The 18,232-nt window shown below is 63.7% G+C and carries 22 protein-coding genes and 2 tRNA genes; 10 read left to right on the forward strand and 14 right to left on the reverse strand.

Annotated elements, in window-relative coordinates; all coding sequences use genetic code 11:
- Positions 1-86 precede the first annotated feature (86 nt).
- Positions 87-162: transfer RNA gene (locus KP010_RS01160), tRNA-Glu, on the forward strand.
- Positions 163-280: 118 nt separating this feature from the next.
- On the opposite strand, the gene KP010_RS01165 is transcribed toward KP010_RS01160, so the two are convergent.
- Positions 281-1,594: a glycosyltransferase family 2 protein gene (locus KP010_RS01165; protein ID WP_216280289.1), complete on the reverse strand. Its 1,314-nt coding sequence runs from the start codon at positions 1,592-1,594 to the stop codon at positions 281-283.
- A gap of 188 nt (positions 1,595-1,782) precedes the next feature.
- Positions 1,783-2,913, reverse strand: a complete 1,131-nt coding sequence (locus KP010_RS01170; protein WP_108918209.1) for a HupE/UreJ family protein — start codon at positions 2,911-2,913, stop codon at positions 1,783-1,785.
- Between the two features lie 220 nt (positions 2,914-3,133).
- Here KP010_RS01170 and KP010_RS01175 point away from each other — a divergent pair, with 220 nt between their 5' ends.
- Complete coding sequence (locus KP010_RS01175; RefSeq protein WP_246659883.1) at positions 3,134-3,655, forward strand: copper resistance CopC family protein; 522 nt, start codon at positions 3,134-3,136, stop codon at positions 3,653-3,655.
- 77 nt (positions 3,656-3,732) lie between these two features.
- The gene (locus KP010_RS01180) at positions 3,733-4,302 is read left to right on the forward strand and encodes a hypothetical protein (protein WP_166141610.1); all 570 of its coding nucleotides are present in this window, start codon (positions 3,733-3,735) and stop codon (positions 4,300-4,302) included.
- Positions 4,303-4,312: 10 nt separating this feature from the next.
- Here KP010_RS01180 and KP010_RS01185 read toward each other — a convergent pair whose 3' ends face one another.
- The 5 genes from KP010_RS01185 to KP010_RS01205 all read right to left on the reverse strand — a co-directional run bounded on the left by KP010_RS01185 (position 4,313) and on the right by KP010_RS01205 (position 8,670).
- Positions 4,313-5,464, reverse strand: coding sequence for a PepSY domain-containing protein (locus KP010_RS01185; protein WP_108918207.1), 1,152 nt, complete (start codon positions 5,462-5,464; stop codon positions 4,313-4,315).
- A gap of 500 nt (positions 5,465-5,964) precedes the next feature.
- A complete protein-coding gene (locus KP010_RS01190; RefSeq protein WP_108918206.1) occupies positions 5,965-6,183 on the reverse strand; it encodes a YdcH family protein in 219 nt (72 codons plus the stop codon).
- 111 nt (positions 6,184-6,294) lie between these two features.
- The gene (locus tag KP010_RS01195) at positions 6,295-6,888 is read right to left on the reverse strand and encodes a hypothetical protein (RefSeq protein ID WP_142863321.1); all 594 of its coding nucleotides are present in this window, start codon (positions 6,886-6,888) and stop codon (positions 6,295-6,297) included.
- A gap of 10 nt (positions 6,889-6,898) precedes the next feature.
- Positions 6,899-8,335 carry a protein adenylyltransferase SelO family protein gene (locus KP010_RS01200; protein ID WP_142863320.1) on the reverse strand — a complete coding sequence of 479 codons (1,437 nt, stop codon included), beginning with the start codon at positions 8,333-8,335 and terminating at the stop codon, positions 6,899-6,901.
- A gap of 155 nt (positions 8,336-8,490) precedes the next feature.
- Positions 8,491-8,670: a YdcH family protein gene (locus KP010_RS01205; protein ID WP_142863319.1), complete on the reverse strand. Its 180-nt coding sequence runs from the start codon at positions 8,668-8,670 to the stop codon at positions 8,491-8,493.
- A 257-nt stretch (positions 8,671-8,927) separates the two neighbouring features.
- On the opposite strand from KP010_RS01205, the gene KP010_RS01210 reads away from it, so the two are divergent.
- Both KP010_RS01210 and KP010_RS01215 read left to right on the forward strand, forming a co-directional pair.
- A tRNA-Val gene (locus tag KP010_RS01210) sits at positions 8,928-9,002 on the forward strand.
- Positions 9,003-9,334: 332 nt separating this feature from the next.
- The gene (locus KP010_RS01215) at positions 9,335-9,802 is read left to right on the forward strand and encodes a MucR family transcriptional regulator (protein ID WP_142863318.1); all 468 of its coding nucleotides are present in this window, start codon (positions 9,335-9,337) and stop codon (positions 9,800-9,802) included.
- A 68-nt stretch (positions 9,803-9,870) separates the two neighbouring features.
- On the opposite strand, the gene KP010_RS01220 is transcribed toward KP010_RS01215, so the two are convergent.
- Entirely contained in the window at positions 9,871-10,635 is a 765-nt protein-coding gene (locus KP010_RS01220) for a metallophosphoesterase family protein (RefSeq protein ID WP_142863317.1), read from the reverse strand.
- Between the two features lie 195 nt (positions 10,636-10,830).
- Here KP010_RS01220 and KP010_RS01225 point away from each other — a divergent pair, with 195 nt between their 5' ends.
- From KP010_RS01225 to KP010_RS01235, 3 genes are read left to right on the forward strand one after another with little or no spacing between them, the layout of a single operon-like run.
- On the forward strand, positions 10,831-11,418 hold the full coding sequence (locus tag KP010_RS01225; RefSeq protein ID WP_246659882.1) for a TadE/TadG family type IV pilus assembly protein: 588 nt from the start codon (positions 10,831-10,833) through the stop codon (positions 11,416-11,418).
- 27 nt (positions 11,419-11,445) lie between these two features.
- Positions 11,446-12,021 carry a TadE/TadG family type IV pilus assembly protein gene (locus KP010_RS01230; RefSeq protein WP_142863316.1) on the forward strand — a complete coding sequence of 192 codons (576 nt, stop codon included), beginning with the start codon at positions 11,446-11,448 and terminating at the stop codon, positions 12,019-12,021.
- A 20-nt stretch (positions 12,022-12,041) separates the two neighbouring features.
- Positions 12,042-13,478 (forward strand): TadE/TadG family type IV pilus assembly protein, encoded by a 1,437-nt coding sequence (locus tag KP010_RS01235; RefSeq protein ID WP_142863315.1) that lies wholly within the window; start codon positions 12,042-12,044, stop codon positions 13,476-13,478.
- 61 nt (positions 13,479-13,539) lie between these two features.
- Here KP010_RS01235 and KP010_RS01240 read toward each other — a convergent pair whose 3' ends face one another.
- Positions 13,540-13,986 (reverse strand): four-helix bundle copper-binding protein, encoded by a 447-nt coding sequence (locus KP010_RS01240; RefSeq protein WP_142863314.1) that lies wholly within the window; start codon positions 13,984-13,986, stop codon positions 13,540-13,542.
- Between the two features lie 165 nt (positions 13,987-14,151).
- Between KP010_RS01240 and KP010_RS01245 the strand changes: the two genes are divergently transcribed.
- Positions 14,152-14,382, forward strand: a complete 231-nt coding sequence (locus KP010_RS01245) for a hypothetical protein (protein WP_108918204.1) — start codon at positions 14,152-14,154, stop codon at positions 14,380-14,382.
- Positions 14,383-14,400: 18 nt separating this feature from the next.
- Here the strand turns inward: KP010_RS01245 and KP010_RS01250 are convergent, their stop codons facing one another.
- The 5 genes from KP010_RS01250 to tpiA all read right to left on the reverse strand — a co-directional run bounded on the left by KP010_RS01250 (position 14,401) and on the right by tpiA (position 17,604).
- A complete protein-coding gene (locus KP010_RS01250; protein ID WP_216280290.1) occupies positions 14,401-14,709 on the reverse strand; it encodes a hypothetical protein in 309 nt (102 codons plus the stop codon).
- Positions 14,710-14,790: 81 nt separating this feature from the next.
- Positions 14,791-15,003: a hypothetical protein gene (locus KP010_RS01255; RefSeq protein ID WP_142863312.1), complete on the reverse strand. Its 213-nt coding sequence runs from the start codon at positions 15,001-15,003 to the stop codon at positions 14,791-14,793.
- 220 nt (positions 15,004-15,223) lie between these two features.
- Complete coding sequence (locus KP010_RS01260; protein ID WP_216280291.1) at positions 15,224-16,303, reverse strand: 3-deoxy-7-phosphoheptulonate synthase; 1,080 nt, start codon at positions 16,301-16,303, stop codon at positions 15,224-15,226.
- A gap of 212 nt (positions 16,304-16,515) precedes the next feature.
- Positions 16,516-16,746, reverse strand: coding sequence for a hypothetical protein (locus KP010_RS01265; protein WP_142863310.1), 231 nt, complete (start codon positions 16,744-16,746; stop codon positions 16,516-16,518).
- A 99-nt stretch (positions 16,747-16,845) separates the two neighbouring features.
- Positions 16,846-17,604 (reverse strand): triose-phosphate isomerase, encoded by a 759-nt coding sequence (gene tpiA, locus KP010_RS01270; protein ID WP_216280292.1) that lies wholly within the window; start codon positions 17,602-17,604, stop codon positions 16,846-16,848.
- Between the two features lie 205 nt (positions 17,605-17,809).
- On the opposite strand from tpiA, the gene ndk reads away from it, so the two are divergent.
- Positions 17,810-18,232: a nucleoside-diphosphate kinase gene (gene ndk, locus KP010_RS01275; protein ID WP_108918182.1), complete on the forward strand. Its 423-nt coding sequence runs from the start codon at positions 17,810-17,812 to the stop codon at positions 18,230-18,232.

Here is an 18,232-nt window from a genome sequence, read left to right on the forward strand (position 1 = left end):
GAGAAGGCCGTCTTGACGCTTGTCAGCCCGAGCGCAGCCCTCTATATCTGCGCCCGCTTCGCGCCGCCCGCTGGACGGCGCAGCCCGCGCCCATCGTCTAGAGGCCTAGGACGTCGCCCTTTCACGGCGAAAACACGGGTTCGATTCCCGTTGGGCGCGCCAATGAAAATCGAGCATTACAGCCGCCATCGGATTTTGCCGTCCGAATCGGCCGGAGTAGGCGGGTGAATTTCGGCGTGGCGGCGGGCGTCCCAAATCGGGGGTTGCGCCGGGTCGATTTTTAGAAATGCCAGAGCTGATCGCCGAGTTTTACCAGCTCCGGTAGACTCAGCAGGCGTCCGAAAGTCAGGCAAAATTCGGCCATAGGGCGCGTCCAGGGCCGGGGAGCGCGTCTTTTCGAAGCGATCTGGCCTTTGCGGGCGCGTCTTATGCGTCTCGACAATTCCTCGAATCCATCCGCACCGAGACATAGGCGCATCGCCTCCGCGCGCGCCGCCAATCGCGTCTCTATATAGCGCGCGAGGCTCTCATATTGCTCAAAGTCGGGGTGTGCCGCATAGGATTTTTGCAGGCAGAGCAGGGCGCTGACATAGCGATCCGAGCCAAGGCGCACGGCCAGCGCATCGACTTCGTCGATCAGCCGATCCACGACGGCGCGCCACGCCGCATATTCGGCCCTGAACGCCTTCATGGGATCGGCGCTGTGGACGCCGCAAAGCTCGGCATGGCCCGCATATCCATTGCCGCCGTGAATTCGATAAATGGTGAGGGGGGCGTCGATGAGCGCGACGCCGCTCACGAGCCGCACGCCCTTGTTCAGATAAGTGTCGCCGTGGAACCGCAGATCCATGGACGTGCGGCCGCCGAGGAACAATGTCAGCGCGTCGCGCCGGAAACAATTGCCCGAGGTCGGCGCGGAGACCCAGTTTTCCCAATCATGCGCGTCGATGAAGTGAATGCGCGACTCGATATCGTTCAGCGGCGCTTCTTCGAACGGCCAGAGGCCGGAGGATAGGCCGAAGGGGCGCAGCCGCTCCTTTCGCAAGCCGCGTCCCGAAGCGATGAAGTCGCCAAAGGCGATCCACGACGTTCTGACCACGCCGCCCTTGGTGGATTGCAACATATCGGAAGAGGTGAAGCCGACCGCCGTCCGTAGTGAGAAATGCACGAAGATATGCGTTTCCACGAAGGTCGGGAGGAGGATGTCGTCGGCGTCGAGAAAGACGACATATTCGCCGGAGCTGGCGGCGAAGCCGGTGCCGAAAGCGGCCGTCTGCCCCTGATTGGCTCTATGCGAAATGATCTCGACTTGCGGATTTCGCCGTCGAATCGTCGCGAGAATGACCTCGCTTTCATCGGTCGACGCGTCGTCGACGATGATGCATTCGATGCGAGGATAGGTCTGAGCGAGCGCCGAATCGACCGCTTCGATCAAGAAGCGTCCATAATTATAGTTCGTGATGATTATGCTCACGAGCGGCAAGTCGAAGCCGAGCTTCCTGCCGGATGCGCGCCCTTCGCTCCGCCGATCGTCCTCGTCGACGAGTTTTATCTTATGGTCGGCGTCGTGAAATTGTGTAAAATCTTCAAGCATGGCCGACTCGACGCTTTATACTATTTGCGGCGATTTCGACGCCAATTCGGCGACGTCCCGTCGCGGCGGAAAATCGATTGTCGAGGATAATATACGTAATATACCGAATTGTAAAACGCGCGGCTCTGGATGTGGCGGATGCTCTCTTTGGAAGCGAACGAGCCGAGTCCGCGCGACCGAAAAGCGCCCTAAACTCGCTCGAACAGCCAATAGGCGCCGAGACAGGCGATGACGCCCGAGCCGAGGCGCACGAGGCGCGGATCGCGCACTCCATGGGTGAACAGCCTGTCGAAGGCCGAGAGCAGGGGCAGCGCGATGAGCACGACGCCGATCTGGCCGGCCTCGACGCCGAGATTGAAGCTCGCCAGCGCCGGCGCGATGGCGCGCTGCGGCACGCCGATTTCGATGAGCCCGCTCGCAAAACCGAAGCCGTGGATGAGGCCGAAGACGAAAGTGTCGCGCCAGCGGCCTTCCACCTTGCAGGTGAAGAAATTCTCGATCGCGACATAGACGATCGACGCCGCGATCGCGATCTCCACCCAGCGGCTCGGCAGATCGACGAGGCCGAGCGCCGCCAGCGACAGCGTGATCGAATGCGAGACGGTGAAGGCGGTCACCAGCTTCACCACCGGCCAGACGCGCGTCGCCCACAGCATCACCGCGATGAGGAAGCACAAATGATCGTAGCCGGTCATAATGTGCTCGATCCCGGCGGCGAAGAATTTCGGCGCGAGCTCCCAGGGCGTCAGTAGCGGCTTGGAGAGATCGACCAGAGCGTCGCCGGGGAAGATCATGACCTCGCCCGGCGCCGGCTCCGCGCCGAGGCTCTGCGCCTCGGTGAGGCGCTCGTCGGCGTTGCGCTCGCCGACGCCGACGAGATGTTTCGCGCGCGATCCCTGCGCCTCGAGCAGCTTGTAGGGGTTGTAGAGGATCTGGCCCGGAACCGCGCTGCAATCCATGCGCAGCACGACTTTCGAGTCGCGCGGATTGGCGGGGTCCGCGCCCACCGAGACGATCTCGCTCGGGCAGGCGGCGCCGGCCTCGTTCTGCAGCGCGACGCGGCTTTGAATGAATTTGCCGATCATCGCCTCGATCACGCCCGGCTCGGTGAGATCGACATCGGCCCGGCTCGGCCCGCTCTCGGCGAACATGCGCTCTATGTCGGCTCCGAGAAAGCCGACATCGACGCGATAGCGGCCGTCTCCTTCGGGAACGATGCGGCTGCTGGAGATATCGGCCGTATGCGCCTTCGCCGTTCCCGCGCCGCCGACGACCGACAGGGCGACGATGAGCAGCAGAGCGATGCGCGAAAGCGCCATTCCTTCGACTCCCTTGACGCCTCGCGACATGGCGGCGTATGCACGAAATATCGATAGTGCATATCACGCCGATCTTGACAAGGCCGGCGTCCAGGCTCGTATCCGGGCTCGTGTCGGGGAGCCGATCGGGCGCCGCGGCGCACAATCACAAGTCGAGCGTGCGCCTTGCTCGTATTCGACGACCGGCTTAGCATCGATGGATGTACGACAGACGGAAACCATGATCCTTCCCGCCGCAGCTCCCCGATGCGAGCGACGCCGAGGTGGCGCCAGCCGCTGGTCGGTGGCGCGCAGCATTCTTCTGGCGATCGGTTTTTTGATCGACGTCGCGCCGAGCGCATGGGCGCGCGCGAGCGGCGCAGAGACTCTCCCCAAAGGCCGCCTGCCGCATTTCGAGACGCTTCCCGGCCCTGCGCAGAAAGCGGAGCGGCCCATTCTGCTCGCCCATGCGATCGTCGTGCGCACCTCTCCGGCGCAGGACGGCGTCGCCGCCGGAAACATCGGCAAGGTCGACGTCTGGTATGACGCCGGCATAAGAGACGCCTTCGCCGCTCTGGCGGTGATCAGCGCCTCCGGCGAGCGCGTCGACAAGCGCGATGCGGCGATCGACCGAGCCGACCCCGCCCATGTCTCGGTGAGCGTCAATCCGCTCGGTCCCGGCAAATATACGGTTCGCTATCGCGCTCTGTCCGCTGACGGCCATCTCGTCAGCGGCGCCTGGGATTTCGAGGTGCGCCCCTGAAAGGCGCGAAGGCCGGCGGCGAGCGGCCGTCTTCGCGCGACCATAAGCCGCTCCGCAAAGGGAAGGAAGCCGTCGCGATGAGCCCGAACGGCCGGATGAATCTGATTTTGTTCCTCGCCGTCGTGGTGATCGCCGCCGGCAATGTCGCCGCCTTCTCCTATTCTCTCTGGGGCCCTTCTTTCAGCCTGTATTGGAACGATTTTCTCGACGCGCATCTCTATCGGCCGGCGGTCAAGGCCGGCGACCGCACCATGGCGAACTGCCTCAAGGTGAGTGATTTCTATTCGGCGCGGCTGACCACCTATTTCCTCGCCGACTCGGACAAGAGCGCCGGCGGGCGGACCGACGATCTCAGCAAATACGACGAATATTGCGATCGGGTGCCGGGGACCGGAAAGGTGATCTTCTCCGTCACTCTGATGGAGAAAGACGTGCGGAGCCAGGCGGTCGCGCTGTCCTTCTACAAGACGGACGCCAAAGGCGGGCTCGAGCTCTTGACCGCCTTGCCCTCCAAGACGCATCCGGCTGGTTTCGTGACCTTGGAATCCTCTGTCGATCACAAGGGGAAATATATGCTGAAGCTCGCTTTCGGCGACGGCAAGAGCGATGAGGACATGATCGAAATGCCGATTTCGGTCGGCCAGTGACGTCTTCGCGTCATATCGTCCGGCGGCGCGCGCGGCGCTTGTGGCGCCATCGCAGGACGCCGGTCACGTAGAGGAGCAGGGGCGCGAGCCCCGTCAGCAGAACCATCGTGCGGCCGAGCGCGCCGAAGGCCTCGCCGCAATGCAGCGGGAACAGCCATTCGAGCAGCGTCTCGCCGGCGGTGAACTCGCCGCGGTCCTGCGTCTGCAGCACGCGTCCGCTGTAGCGGTCGACGCCGACATTGCGGAATGTCTTGGTCCGATTGGGCTCGTCCGCCGATTGCTCGCCGACGACATAGACGCCGTCTTCGCCGCTCGGCAGCAAAATCCAATGCAGCCGACCCGTCGGAAAAATCTGCTCCGCGCTGGCGACCGCCGCGTCGATGCCGATCGGCGCTCGGCCGGGGATAGGCGTCGATTTTCCAAAATCGGGTTCGGGGCGTACGGGGGAGATGAGAGTCGCCAGCGAATGCGTCGCCGGCTTGAAAATCATCGCGACTCCGGTGGCGAGCGTCGCGAGCAGAAGAATGGCGAAATAGGCCCCGACGCATCTGTGCGCGTCATAGGCGACCCGCTCGAAGCTCGCGCCCCATTTGATCGTCAAGCCCTGCCGCCATCGGCCATTGCGCGGGCGCCAGAGATAAAGTCCGAAGAGAACGGAGAAGAACAAAAGAATTCCGACGGCGCCGACGAGATAGGCGTTGTTCGCGCCGAGCAGCAGCGTCCAGTGAAAGGCCATGACGATCTGGACGAAAGGCTGCGAGAACACATCGTCGCCATGCGAATATAAGCGGCTGCCGATGACTTTGGCCGTATAGGGATCGACGAACAGCTGGTGGAAGTAGCTGTCGAGATCGTCGCTTTCGACCATGTAGCTCACGATCGCGGCCGCGCGCGAATGACGCGGGAGCGTGATGCGTTCAGGCCGTCCGTCCGCCGGAATGGCGGCGGTCGCCGCCGCGAAAATCTCGTCGAGCGGACGCATGGCGGGTCGCGTCGGCGATTCGACGCGCATGAGCGGGGCGTTCAGCCACTCGTCAATGTCCTCGCGAAAGGCGAGCAGAGCGCCGCTGAGCCCGATGAGCACGAAGATCGCGCCGGCGAAGAGGCCGATGATGCGATGCGTCGCCAGAAAAATCTCGCGGCCCGAGCCGGTTCGACTCATGACAGACGCCTCCGCCGTCTCGACTGCGGGCGCGGCGGGATCGAGACAGTTTTCGTTTCGGCTTCGCCCGCGCTCCGCGGCCGCGAGGGGAGCGTCTTCCGCGGCCTGTGTCAATGGCGCCGAAGCGCCGGGTTTTCGCGGCGCGACCGCGCCGGTCGTGGCGCCGCATTCCGACAAATTTCGATCGCGCGCCTCGGGATGTTTTGGTTGCGGGCCGCAAATGTGTAATATCGAATGATCGAGGCGCCGGCTGCGATGTCGCGCGCTCGAAGGGCGATGCTCACTGCGCTGTTCCGTCGCATTTCGGCATATTGTATCTCTCTTGAACAGGCCTAGGCTCGCCAAAATTGAAAAAAGCACGGCGGAGGACCGTATGGGGAGCGCCCAGGAAAGCAAAGAGACAGTGAGGCTGGTGGCGGTCATCGCGATCGTCGCGGTCGTTTCCCTCGTCGTCGCTGTCGGCCTCAGAATGTGGAAATAGCGTGTCGCTTTCGCCCGTCTCAGGCGATGATGTCGGGCGTCAGCTGATCTTCCAGAAAAGCGATGCGGTCGCGCAGCAGCAATTTTCGCTTTTTCAGCCGCTGAATTTGCAGCTGGTCCACGGCGCCGACGGTGAGAAGGGCGTCGATCGCATCCTCGAGATCCCGGTGCTCGAGCCTCAGACGCTCTACTTCGACCCGGATCGAGCTGCGTTCTGTTTCGTTGAGTTCATCGATCATTAGGAGAGCCTGCCCGAGCGGCGCGGCGAGTCGTGACATGTGATTATCGCCTCGCATCGCCTTCATCTTCAAGTCCCGATACGGCGGCGGCTCCGCATAAATTCCGAAGGATCAGTCGACCGCGACCGCTTTGTCCAGCTCCACGCAAGCCGAAGCGTCGACGCGCTCCAGCTCGAAGACCCGATTGTGGCGCGTGAGCTCCAGACGGATCGCTTTCTTGTTCTGATCCGGGCCGCGCCAGCCGCTCACGCTTTCGTCCAGATAGAGCGTGAGCGAAGCGCCGTCCTCGGAGAGATCGATGGGGAAGTCGCCGCCTTCCGCAGCCGCGCGGCCGAGGCCGCCGTGCGCCACGCAGCGGGCGGCGGCGTCCTCGCGGAACGATCGCGCGAGGCGGTGGCCGCCGACGTCGCGATTGGCCTCCTCGCTCCAGGCGCAGCCGCCGACGACATAGAAGGGCTTGCCATGGCCTTTGTGACGGAATTCGACGCGCAGCTCGCGCTCATTCTCGGCGGCGGCGGGGAACTCGCGCCGAAGCGAGAGCCGCACCGAGACGATCGTCTGGCCGGGATGCGCGCGCAGATAGGCTTCGTCGAAGCGGTTGAAGAAGCAGGCCCCGCTCGGCGGGATTTTCTCGATCAGCAGATTTTTGGCCGCGGCGGCGCTCGAGAGAGCGCAGAGCAGACAGATGCAGATCGAGCGGTTCATCTTCCGAACGTCATCCCCCGGCGGGCGCCGGCGCATAGGCTTCGCGCATCGACGCGATCTGGGCGATCTTGTCGTCGAGCGCGCTCCAATCGTCGCGCTCGACGATCTGCGCCCAAATCGATTCGACCTCTTCTATCAGCATAGTGCAGGGCGTGGCGCGACGGAAATAGGGATGGTCGAGATTGGCGCCCGGCGCCGTCTCATGGGCGGCGAGCGCCTCGCGCAGGCTCGCGAATTCCGGCGCGTCATAGGCCGCCGCCTGCGGGCTCGCGGCGGCGCGCTCGCGGCTCGCCATGCCGCCGCGCCAATCGAAGAAGGTCTGTTCGAAAGACGCCTGCGTCTTGCCGAGAAATTCCAGCAGAGCTTTTGCGAGGGCGGCGTCCTGCTCGGGATCTCGCGCCGGCAGCAGGCCGAAGCGATCGAGCAGGGCGAGTCGGAACTCGCGCTGAAGATGGTTCTGATAGCCGCCGAGTATCTGTTCCGCCCGCTGCAGCCCGACCTGCTGCAGAATGGTTTCGGCGAGCCGCGTCAGGTTCCAGCCGAGCGCGCCGGGCTGGCGGCCGAAAGAATAGAGCCCGCTGTCGTCGAAATAGGCCGCCGTGAATTGCGGATCATAGCGCGGCGCGAAACGCCACGGCCCATAATCGAAGCTCTCGCCCGTTATGTTGATATTGTCCGAATTGAGCACGCCATGGACGAAGCCCGCCGCCATATAGCGGGCGGCGAGCCGCGCCACGCGCGCCGCCACGCGCTCCAGAAAGGCGCCGGCGCGGCTTTCCGCCGGCTCGCCCGCGAGCTCGGGGAAATAATGGGCGACGCAATGCGCGACGAGCCGGCCGAGCGCCTCTTCGTCGCCGATATGGGCGAGGCGCTGGAATGTGCCGATGCGGATATGGGAATGGGACAGCCGCACCAGCACGCTGGAGCGGGTCGGCGAGGGCTCGTCGCCGCGATAGAGCGGCTCGCCGGTCTCGATCAGGCTGAAGCTCTTGGAGGTGTCGACGCCGAGCGCCTCCAGCATTTCCGTGGCGAGAATCTCGCGCACGCCGCCCTTGAGCGTGAGCTTGCCGTCGCCCTGGCGCGACCAGGGCGTGCGGCCGGACCCCTTCGTGCCGAGATCGAGCAGGCGCCCGTCCTCTATGTCGCGCAATTGCGCGAACAAAAAGCCGCGGCCGTCGCCGATGTCGGGATTGTAGGCGCGGAATTGATGGCCGTGGTAGCGCAGCGCCAACGGCTTGGGGAAACCGCCGGGCAGCGGCTCGAAACGGCCGAGATGGGCGATCCATTCCTCCTCGGTCAGCGTATCGAGGCCGACGCGCGCCGCCCAGCGCTGATTGCGATAGCGCAAAATATGCCGGGGGAAGCGGGCGGCGTCGACGGGATCGAAGAAACCGTCGCCGAGCGTGGCGTGGAGCGTTTCGGCGCGATAGCGCGGGGCAGGGGGCATGGGTCTCGGCTCTCGCTTTGGCAGGAGATTCTGCGGCTCTGAGCCCCGCGAAGCAAGCCGGGCGCCCGTGCGGCGCGGGCGGAGCGAGAGAGGACCTGCCGAAAAAAAGGCGGAGAAAGCTCTCCGCCTCGACGCTGGACCTCGGGTTCGGGCCGTCAGTGCACGCTGGCGCCTTGCCGCAGCTTGTTGATCTCGTCCTTGAGCTGAAGCTTTTTTCGCTTCAATTCGTGGAGCTTCGAATCGTCGTATCGGGGATGATGCTGCACCTGCTCGATCTCTTTCTTGAGCGCCTGATGGCGGCGTTCGAGCTCGACGAGATGGGTCTGTAGCGACATACGGCGCCTCCTTTGGTTGATGACAGAAGGACGACGCCAGTGTGACAGGAATTATATGGCCCGCAAGGGGCGGCGACGTCGCGGGTGCGCGAATTATTTCGTTCAAAAGCCCTGGCCGCGGAACGAATTCTTAAAGTTTTCAGGCGTCGGGCCGATGTTCGGCCGCGCGCGGGGAAACCGTTCCAGGGCGCTTGCGCCTCGGCCCGACTGCCGCTATACGGGCGTCACTCGCGTCGAACGAAACCGGTCGGCGCAGGGGGCGCGTAGCTCAGCGGGAGAGCACTACGTTGACATCGTAGGGGTCACAGGTTCAATCCCTGTCGCGCCCACCATCTATGTCACATCGAGTTTCATGTCGCTTCGAGCGGGCTTCGACCTCTCGCTTCGCGCATCGTCGTGCGTCCGATTCGGCCAAAAGGGCCATCACGCAGCGAAAGCGTCCGCCGAAGAATCGCTCGGGTCGCAGGGGATGCTCCGATTGCCGAGAAGCGGCTTTCGCGCCGTGCGACGGTTTCGATCGCTCTGCAATATTTCGACGTGATGAGCCGCTGCAAAAAAAGCGAGTTTCTTGTTCGATGCGCGTGTCTTTGCGAGTAAGGCGACGATTGCAATCGACAGCGATATCGGCTCCAATATAAAAGATTTGAACGCCGAGGAAAGCACCATGTCCGAAGCCGAAGACAAAGCGCTCGTCGCACAGATACTCTCTTCCTATCTTTCGAATAATACTGTTGCTCCTGTCGATCTCCCTTCTGTCATTGCGGCGGTGAAAAAAGCTTTCGGCAACGGCGATGCGGCGATGGCGGCCGCCGCCGAGGGAGAAGCCAAGCAATGGCGGCCGTCCGTTCCCGTGAAGAAATCGGTGAGCCCCGAAGCGATTATTTGTCTTTGCTGCGGAGAGCCGTTCAAATCCTTGAAGCGTCATCTGCAGGCCGAACATAAGCTGACCCCGGACGAATATCGCGCCGCTTTCGATCTGAAGAGCGACTATCCGATCGTCGCGCCCGATTACGCCGCCCGGCGCTCGGCGCTGGCGAAATCGCTCGGCCTCGGCCGCAAGCCCGCCGCGAAGCTCGTGCCGCCCCCGAAAAAGCGCGGCGCGCCGGCGCGCAAGGCGGTCGCCGAGGCGTGACGCACATCCGTCGCGCCGCTTTCGCCGGATCGGCGCGAGAGCGGCCGCGCGTCGGTTTCACGAGCCTGTCAGACATGGCCCGCGAACAACATTCGGCGACTGTCCGTCTCGAGAACGAGAGCGGTGAGGATAGAGGTCGCGAATGCGCCCGTATCGACATTGATGCGGTTGGGCAGGATGTCGGGCTCGGAGACGGGCGTGTGGCCATGCACGATCATCTTTTCCCAGGCGCCTCGGAAGCTCAAAAACTCCTCCCGAATCCACAACAGATCCTCGGCTCTCTGAGCGTCGAGCGGCACGCCGGGCTTTGCGCCCGCATGACAGAAGAAATAATCGCCATAGCTCGCGGTCAGCGGCGTCTCCTGAATGAAGCGCCTGTGCGCGTCCGGGAGCCGCGCAGACAAAGCGCGGCGCGCCTCCTCATAGCCCTTGCCGCGCATGATGGAAGAGACCTCCACCCCATAGGAATGAAGGGTCTCGATGCCGCCGAACCTGCGCCAGCTCTCGAGGACGGACGCGTCCTCGAGGAAGCGCATGAATATCTCCTCGTGATTGCCGCGGAGCGCGAGAAAGGGCGTCGGAAAATCGCCGCGGCTCAGCCAATCGACGACGGTGGAGGACTGCAGGCCGCGGTCGATGTAGTCGCCGAGAAAAATCGTCAGCACAGCCGACGGCGCCGATGCGCGCTCCTCCTCGATGCGCCGCGCGAGCTTGTCGAGGAGGTCGGCGCGTCCATGGATGTCGCCGACGGCGTAAATTCGCAGATCGGGTGGGAGGCGCGTCGGAAGCCCGGTCTGCAATGTCTGAAATTGCGTCAAGCGAGAATTTGTCATTTCGTCGGTCCGAGACCAGTCGCGCTCGGAGGCCCGCCGCGACATTCTGTCCAGACACTAGAGCAGATCGTCGGCCGATGAAATCGCGCGGGACCGCGATCGTCGCCTTTATCCTGTTCGCGCCCCCGCGAACAGCTCCGCTCTGGTAACGTTTTTTTTGCCGGCTTCCGCTCATGCTGGGGGCGGAGAGAAAATATGCGCGGGGACGATGAAAAAGCCGGCGATCGAGCGGCGCGCGAGGCCGATGTCGACGTAAGGGCGTTTCGCACGGGCGCGGCGCTTTTGGCGTGCCGCCGCGGCGCGGCGATCGTCGAATTCGCCTTCGTCGCGGCGCCGCTCTTTGCGATTTTGATCGCGATCTGCCAGGTCGGCGTCGTGTTTCTCGCGCAGCAGGAGCTCGAATCCGCCGTCGAGAAATCGGCGCGCACTCTGCTGACCGGCGAGGTCCAGAAGAGCGGCCTCAATCGGGAGCAATTCACGACCAAGGTCTGCGGCGGTCTCACAGCGCTCTTCACCTGCTCGCAGGTGCTGGTCGATCTGCAGACCGCGAGCGCCTTCTCCTCCGTCGACACATCGGCGCCGACGCTCACATATGATTCCAGCGGCAAGGTCACCAATAGCTGGAAATTCCAGACCGGCGGCGTCGGCAGCATCCTCGTGCTGCGCGTGATCTATCAATTTCCCGTCGTCGGCGGGCCTCTCGGCTTCAATCTGGCCAATCTCGCCAATGGCAGACGCTTGCTGATGGCGACCGCCGTATTCCAGGTCGAGCCTTATTCTTGAAATAGCATCGGAGCAGGTCCTTTGCGAATGCATTGTCTCAGCCGCTTCTTCTCGCGCGCCTGCCGGCGCGCGCGAGATGGCGCTCGCACGCTGCGGCGCGACGAAGGCGGCATGATCGCGGTGGAATTCGCATTGTTGATTCCGATCGCCGTGCTGATCCTCGTCGCCGAATTCACGCTCGGAGAGGCGATCGGCATCAGCCGCAAGGTGGCGATCACGGGACGCACGCTGACCGATCTCGTCGCGCGGCGCGCGGTCGTGTCTTCCGCCGATCTCACCACTATTTTGAACGCTTCGACGCAAATCATCGCGCCCTTCCCGAGCGCCAATCTGAAGATCGTTCTCGCCCAGCTGTCCACGGATGACAAAGGCAAGACGACGACGGTCGAATGGAACGAGCCCTTCAATACGACGGGTCTCGTCGACAAATCGACCTTCGTGCTGCCGGCCGGCATGGCGCAGGCCGGAACCTGGCTGATCTATGCCGAAGTTCGTTATGACTATACCCCGCCCTTCGGCGCGAAGCTGATCCCCGCCGTGCCGATCCGTTACACATTCTATATCAATCCACGCATCACCTCGTCGGTGCAGCGGGTGAACTGAACGAAAAGGCGGCGCGACGCATGACGATCTTCCCGGCTCTCGCGAGATTCTTCGCCCATCGCAAGGGCAATGTCGCAATCATATTCGCGCTCACCGCGATCCCTCTGATGATCGCCGCCGGCGGCGCCGTCGATTATGCGAGCGCGGGGCGCGTCAAGACGCAGCTCTACGCGGCCGCCGACGCCGCAGCGCTCGCCGCGACGACTCCGCCGATGATGCTGAAATCGGAGGCCGTCGCCAAAGCCGCCGCAACGACCATGTTCGCCGCGCAGGCGGCGCAGATCACGCGTCAGACCTACAACGCGGCCAATCTCGCCATAGACGTCCACGACAAAGTCGAACCGGGCTCCATGACGCGCAGCGTGTCGGTCACCTATACGACGCAGGTGCCGAATTCTTTCGGCGCTTTCTACGGCTTGCGCACGTCGAACATAACGGTGAACGCCGTGGCGAGCGCGACGACGGCGCGCAATATCGATTTCTATCTGCTGCTCGACAACTCCCCCTCGATGGAGCTGCCGGCGACGCAAGCGGGCGTCGATGCGATGAACGCGACCGGATGCGCTTTCGCGTGTCACGAGAAAAACCTCAGCGACGGCGAATACACGAACAAATATGCAGGCTGGGGAACCATCGACAGCTACGCCTACGCCAAGAACAATGGCATAAAGCTGCGCATCGACAATGTGCGCGAGGCCGCCAAGAGCCTCGCCTCGACGGCGCAATCGCTGATGTCCTCCAATGGCGCGACCTATCGTCTGGCGGCCTATAATTTCAATTATGCGGTCTCGATGATGCAGAGCCTCGTTCCGACGACGAGCGCCAATGTGAGCCTCATCCAGGCCAATATCGAAACCATGACTCCGCCCTTGATGGATTCGAACAATTATCTCGCGTCCAATTCGTCCTACACCTATCCGACCGGCGTCTCGACCTACAATACGGTCACGACCGGCGGCGCGCTGCGCAACAATGATGCGATGACCGATCTCAATCAGGCGTTCACCAAGCTGAACGCAACCATGCCGGCGCCGGGTAGTGGCACGACCGCCGCCGGCGACACGCCGCAAGAGGTCTTGATGCTGGTGACCGACGGCGTGATCGACGCGAGCAATTATTCCAACACGAGCTGCACGACCTCGATCAATTCGAGCTATTCGAATTCCTATGGTTCTTTCTATCGCTGCCTTCAGCCGGTCGATGTCTCATATTGCACGGCGATCAAAAATCGCGGCATTCGCATCGCTGTGCTCTATACGACCTATTATCCCGTGCCGAGCAACGGCTTCTACAACGCCACCGTCGCGACTTTCGCCTCGCAGATTTCCGACAATCTGAAGAGCTGCGCCTCGTCCTCGGATCTCTACTTCGAGGTCAACACGGGCGGCAACATCACCACCGCTCTGGCGACCTTGTTCCAAAAGGCCGTCTCCACCGCCTCGCATCTCACGCAATGATCGGGCGCGAGCCTGCGCAATTCGCCGGTCGCCCGCGCAGGCTCGATCGCTCGCGTCCGCGTCAGACCGAGACCTTGCGGCATTCGTCCGCGCAGGCCTTGCATGCGTCGCCGCAGGCTTTGCATTCGGAATATTGCGGGAAGCGGTCGCATTCTTTCTTGCACGCCATGCAGACGTCGCCGACCGCCTTGGCCAGGGTCGGCGTGAACGGCGAATTGACCGCCGCCAGCGATTCGAGCGCGGCGCAGGCGGAGACGAGATCATAGGCGGCCTTGGTGCAGCCGGCCATGCTCGTATCGTTCATCGACAGCATTCCGAAGCAGTGACGCAGGCATTCATTACCGGTCGAGACACATTCAGCGCTGGTCTTCATCAGCGGCTGAAACTTCGGACCGTGCATCATGTGCTCCGAGTGCGGACTGGCGGACTGCTCCTCGGCCAGAGCGCGCGTGGCGGAGAGGGCGGCGGCCGCGCCGACGGCGGCGGCGACGAATTCGCGACGTTCCATGGAGAGCCTTCCTTTCGCTTCGATAGGAAAGTTTTGCTCCAACTGGCGCAGGCCGCAGAAAATTCAATCTTTTTTCTCGGTCTAGCAGCGCGTCATTTTTATTGCGCACGCGAGCGGAAAGGCCATTTAGGAGGAAAAAGGGGAGGAAGACGCAAGGAGGGGGAGATGGAGCCGAAAATCGCGCTCACGCTCGCGCGCGGAGATGCGGAAGCGCTCATGGGTTGCCTGCGACGTCGCTTCGAGCGGCTGTGCGACATCCGCAAAGAACTCTGTGAGCCGGACGAATTCGACGAGCTGGAGCGCGAGGAGCGCGCCTATTTCGACGCCGAGAATGCGCTTGTCGAGCGCGTCATCGGCGAATTGGCGCGCGCCCTCGAAGAGGAGCCGCGCCACTGAGGCGCGAGCGTCTGCGCGTCACGCATCGCAGGGCGAAGGGGCCGTCGCGTCCCAGGCCAGCGGCCGCGGCGCGCGGCGGCGCGTCTCCGGCCATCTCGCCAGCAGCATTCGCAAGACGACCATGAGATCGGCGGCGGCGCGCGCCTGGCCGAGATCGACAAAGCCGCGAATATCGGCGACGAGAATGTCGCGCACGGCGGCGGCGCCGCGGTGGCTGTTGAGGAGATAGCTGGCGAGCGTTCGCTCATGCGCCTTCGAGGGGGCGGCGTCTTCGATCGGCAGGAGATCGAGGCCGCTCGGCGCCAGTATTTCGGCGATCTGTATCATCGGTCGGCTCCACGACTCGTTTCTGACGCAGAGCGCTAAACCGACGAAAATGACGTTTTGTGACAGTGGCTATCGGGGGAACTACCTATCGAGCGCAGGCGCGGCGGGGGCTTTCTCGCGCAGCAGCCGCTCCGCGCATTCGGCGACGCGCAGCCACACGACGCAGCCCTCGCTGTCGCCCGTTTTTTGGAAATCGGTGGCCCTTTCCCGCGCATTGGACGGCGCTTCACCCAGCAGCCGGTGGGTCAGCGCGCGTGCATGAATCTCGACGGCCTGTTCCAGGGAAATCTCCATAGGATCAGCTCCTCGTCGCAGCCGTTGCAGCCGCGTTCGTTCACGCGACATATCTGTGGCACATGACGTAGAGCGCCGGCCCTGCGGCGCAGTGTCGCGTTTTCCGGCCGAGCCGCAGGCCGCGCGTTCCAGCCGAAGCTCGCGAAAGATCGGGGACAAGTCGATATATCCCCGCTCTTTCAAGCTGATCAGCTGAAGCTACGGGGTGCGGCGCATCGGCTTAGGAGGCGATGCGCGTCGTCCCCGAGGTGGATCGCCGCAGCTCGACAGCGGTCGCGAGACGACGCAGCGCGGCGAGCGAGGTCGCCCAGTCGATGCAGCCGTCGGTGACGCTCTGGCCATGGACGAGCGGCTTGCCGGGAACGATATCCTGTCGCCCTGCGACGAGATTGCTCTCGATCATCAGACCGATGATGCGCCGCTCGCCGCCCTCGATCCGCTGGGCCACATCATCGACGACGAGAGGCTGGTTCTCGGGCTTCTTGCTGCTGTTGGCGTGAGAGGCGTCGATCATCAGATATGGCGAGACGCGCGATTTCTCGGCTTCTTTGGCTGCGGCGTCGACGCTGGCGGCGTCGTAATTGGGCGTCTTTCCGCCGCGCAGAATAATGTGGCAATCCTCATTGCCGCTGGTCGAGGCGATGGCGGAGCGGCCGTCCTTGGTGACGGCGAGGAAATGATGCGGCTGCGAGGCGGAGAGCACGGCGTCGAGCGCGATGCGCACATTGCCGTCGGTGCCGTTCTTGAAGCCGACCGGGCAGGAGAGGCCGGAGGCGAGTTCGCGATGCACCTGGCTCTCCGTGGTGCGCGCGCCGATCGCGCCCCAGCCGACGAGATCGGCGATATATTGCGGCGTCGTCATATCGAGGAATTCGCAGCCCGCCGGCAGGCCGAGCTCATTGACCTCGAGCAGCAGCCGCCGCGCGAGGCGCAGGCCCGCTTCTATGTCGAAGCTGCCGTCGAGGCGCGGGTCGTTGATGAGGCCTTTCCAGCCCACAGTGGTGCGCGGCTTCTCGAAATAGACGCGCATGATGATCAGGAGCCGGTCGCCGAGCTCGCGCTCGGCCTCGGCCAGCAGGCGGGCATATTCCATCGCGGCGTCCGGATCATGGACCGAGCAGGGGCCGATGACGACAGCGAGGCGATCGTCGCGCCCGCGCAAAATTTCGCGCAGGGCGGCGCGCGCGCCGAGCACGGTGGCGCTCGCCGTCTCGCTGCGCGGAAGCTCGCGCATGATCTCGGCGGGCGGGCTCAATTCGGCGATTTTGACGATGCGAAGGTCGTCGGTTTCGGTCGGCACGGCGGGCTCCTTGTTTTCGAGCGTCACGCCGGCGGCATAAAAAAGCCGCCAGCGGGACTGGCGGCTCTCGGGGTTTTCAGGCTTCGCGTTACGTCAAGTCACACGCGTTCGCCTCCCGTCGCCGCCGGCGCAGGATAGCTAAAGTACCAGTAGTAGCGCGTAGAGCGGGCGAGGGTCATGACGGCAGAGTTAAAGCGGAGAGGGGGAAGGAGTCAAGGCGCCGGCACGCAGAGTCCCGAATATCCGGTCATGCGCGTATTCAACGGCGAGCCGTTCTCCCTGCCGTCGGCCGCTATTCCGAAGGAGGCGCGCGGCTGCAGCTTGCGTGCGGCCTCGACGCATTTTTCTTCCGTCGCATAGCCGGGAATGGCGTTGGTCGCCACGGCGCCGGCGGCCTGGGAGGTGGTGACGACGAAGGTCGCGACGATGAGCGTGTAGGACATTGAAAATCTCCTCGCGAGCAATGAAAGCGAATGAAAAATGGCGAAGACGCCGTTACGCTTCGAGACCCTATCGCGAAACGATTGCGAGAACGTCGCCGCTCAGCGATAGACTTCGGCGATTTCCAGAAATTCCTTCGCGGTCAGAGAGGCGCCCCCGACGAGCGCGCCATCGACATTTTTCACGCGCAGCAGCTCGGCGGCGTTGGCGGGCTTCACCGAGCCGCCATAGAGAATGCGAGTCGCCGCGGCGCCGGCGCCGAAGAGTATGATGAGCCGGGCGCGGATGGCGGCGTGCATTTGCGCGACGTCGAGAGGCGTCGGCGTGAGGCCGCTGCCGATCGCCCATACGGGCTCGTATGCGACAACCAATTTGTCTGGCGCGGCGCGGCGCGGCAGCGAGCCGTCGAGCTGCGCCTCGACGATCGCGGATGCGCGGCCGGCGTCGCGCTCGGCGCGAGTCTCGCCGACGCAGACGATGGGTGAGAGCCCGGCGCGTAGGCCCGCCAGCGCCTTGGCGTGGATCAGCGCGTCGCTCTCGCCATGATCCGCGCGCCGCTCGCTATGGCCGACGATCACATAGGAAGCGCCGGCGTCGGCCAGCATTTCAGCCGATATATCCCCCGTATGGGCGCCCCTCGGCTTTTCGTGGCAATCCTGGCCGCCGACCGCGATTTCGGCCCCGGCGAGGAGTCGCGACGCGCGCTCCAGCAGAGTGGCCGGCGGACAGATCGCCAGCTCCACTTTTTTTCGCAGAGCCGCGTCATAGCCGCCCGCTACCGCCTCGATCTCGCCGAGCGACGCCGAAAGCCCGTGCATTTTCCAATTTCCGGCGACGAGCGGGCGCGGCGTGGAAGACATGTCCGGGCGTTCCTCTCAAATCGAAGCGTGAAGCGAGCAATCTGGCCATATCAGCGCTCGCCGCCATGGGCAATTCGCCGCGACGCGGCGCGGTTGCGGTCAAAAGGAAAATTGTCGCCGCTCCGGCCGGGTTGCCGGGCGTTCGGCCGACAGCTATAAGCGCCGCGATCTTTCCCATCCTCGAACTCGACGAGAAGACGCGCCCATGGCGACCGAACGCACATTCTCCATCATCAAGCCGGACGCCACCAAGCGTAATCTGACCGGCAAGATCAACGCCCTCATCGAGGACGCCGGGCTCCGCATCGTGGCGCAGAAGCGCATTCAGATGACGCGCGAGCAAGCCGAGACCTTCTACGGCGTCCACAAGGAGCGCCCCTTCTTCGGCGAGCTGATCGACTCGATCATCTCCGGCCCGGTCGTCGTCCAGGTTCTGGAAGGCGAGGGCGCCATCGCCAAATATCGCGCTGTGATGGGCGCGACCAATCCGGCCAGCGCAGATCCGGGCACGATCCGCAAGGAATTCGCCGTCTCCATCGGCGAGAATTCCGTGCATGGCTCCGATGCGCCGGAGACGGCGGCGATCGAGATCCCGCAGTTCTTTTCGGGCAATGAGATCGTCGGCTGA

Source organism: Methylosinus sp. KRF6, assembly GCF_018887255.1.
Lineage (GTDB): Bacteria > Pseudomonadota > Alphaproteobacteria > Rhizobiales > Beijerinckiaceae > Methylosinus > Methylosinus sporium.

What these genes read in the sequence shown, in the direction of transcription:
- KP010_RS01180 (WP_166141610.1), top strand. Translation starts at nt 3,733, where the DNA reads ATGAGCCCGAACGGCCGGATGAATCTGATTTTGTTCCTCGCCGTCGTG.
- KP010_RS01185 (WP_108918207.1), bottom strand. Translation starts at nt 5,464, where the DNA reads ATGAGTCGAACCGGCTCGGGCCGCGAGATTTTTCTGGCGACGCATCGC.
- KP010_RS01250 (WP_216280290.1), bottom strand. Translation starts at nt 14,709, where the DNA reads ATGATACAGATCGCCGAAATACTGGCGCCGAGCGGCCTCGATCTCCTG.
- KP010_RS01240 (WP_142863314.1), bottom strand. Translation starts at nt 13,986, where the DNA reads ATGGAACGTCGCGAATTCGTCGCCGCCGCCGTCGGCGCGGCCGCCGCC.
- KP010_RS01200 (WP_142863320.1), bottom strand. Translation starts at nt 8,335, where the DNA reads ATGCCCCCTGCCCCGCGCTATCGCGCCGAAACGCTCCACGCCACGCTC.
- KP010_RS01195 (WP_142863321.1), bottom strand. Translation starts at nt 6,888, where the DNA reads ATGAACCGCTCGATCTGCATCTGTCTGCTCTGCGCTCTCTCGAGCGCC.
- KP010_RS01215 (WP_142863318.1), top strand. Translation starts at nt 9,335, where the DNA reads ATGTCCGAAGCCGAAGACAAAGCGCTCGTCGCACAGATACTCTCTTCC.
- KP010_RS01235 (WP_142863315.1), top strand. Translation starts at nt 12,042, where the DNA reads ATGACGATCTTCCCGGCTCTCGCGAGATTCTTCGCCCATCGCAAGGGC.
- KP010_RS01225 (WP_246659882.1), top strand. Translation starts at nt 10,831, where the DNA reads ATGCGCGGGGACGATGAAAAAGCCGGCGATCGAGCGGCGCGCGAGGCC.
- KP010_RS01205 (WP_142863319.1), bottom strand. Translation starts at nt 8,670, where the DNA reads ATGTCGCTACAGACCCATCTCGTCGAGCTCGAACGCCGCCATCAGGCG.
- tpiA (WP_216280292.1), bottom strand. Translation starts at nt 17,604, where the DNA reads ATGTCTTCCACGCCGCGCCCGCTCGTCGCCGGAAATTGGAAAATGCAC.
- KP010_RS01170 (WP_108918209.1), bottom strand. Translation starts at nt 2,913, where the DNA reads ATGGCGCTTTCGCGCATCGCTCTGCTGCTCATCGTCGCCCTGTCGGTC.
- KP010_RS01245 (WP_108918204.1), top strand. Translation starts at nt 14,152, where the DNA reads ATGGAGCCGAAAATCGCGCTCACGCTCGCGCGCGGAGATGCGGAAGCG.
- KP010_RS01165 (WP_216280289.1), bottom strand. Translation starts at nt 1,594, where the DNA reads ATGCTTGAAGATTTTACACAATTTCACGACGCCGACCATAAGATAAAA.
- KP010_RS01255 (WP_142863312.1), bottom strand. Translation starts at nt 15,003, where the DNA reads ATGGAGATTTCCCTGGAACAGGCCGTCGAGATTCATGCACGCGCGCTG.
- KP010_RS01175 (WP_246659883.1), top strand. Translation starts at nt 3,134, where the DNA reads ATGATCCTTCCCGCCGCAGCTCCCCGATGCGAGCGACGCCGAGGTGGC.
- KP010_RS01190 (WP_108918206.1), bottom strand. Translation starts at nt 6,183, where the DNA reads ATGATCGATGAACTCAACGAAACAGAACGCAGCTCGATCCGGGTCGAA.
- KP010_RS01220 (WP_142863317.1), bottom strand. Translation starts at nt 10,635, where the DNA reads ATGACAAATTCTCGCTTGACGCAATTTCAGACATTGCAGACCGGGCTT.
- ndk (WP_108918182.1), top strand. Translation starts at nt 17,810, where the DNA reads ATGGCGACCGAACGCACATTCTCCATCATCAAGCCGGACGCCACCAAG.
- KP010_RS01230 (WP_142863316.1), top strand. Translation starts at nt 11,446, where the DNA reads ATGCATTGTCTCAGCCGCTTCTTCTCGCGCGCCTGCCGGCGCGCGCGA.
- KP010_RS01265 (WP_142863310.1), bottom strand. Translation starts at nt 16,746, where the DNA reads ATGTCCTACACGCTCATCGTCGCGACCTTCGTCGTCACCACCTCCCAG.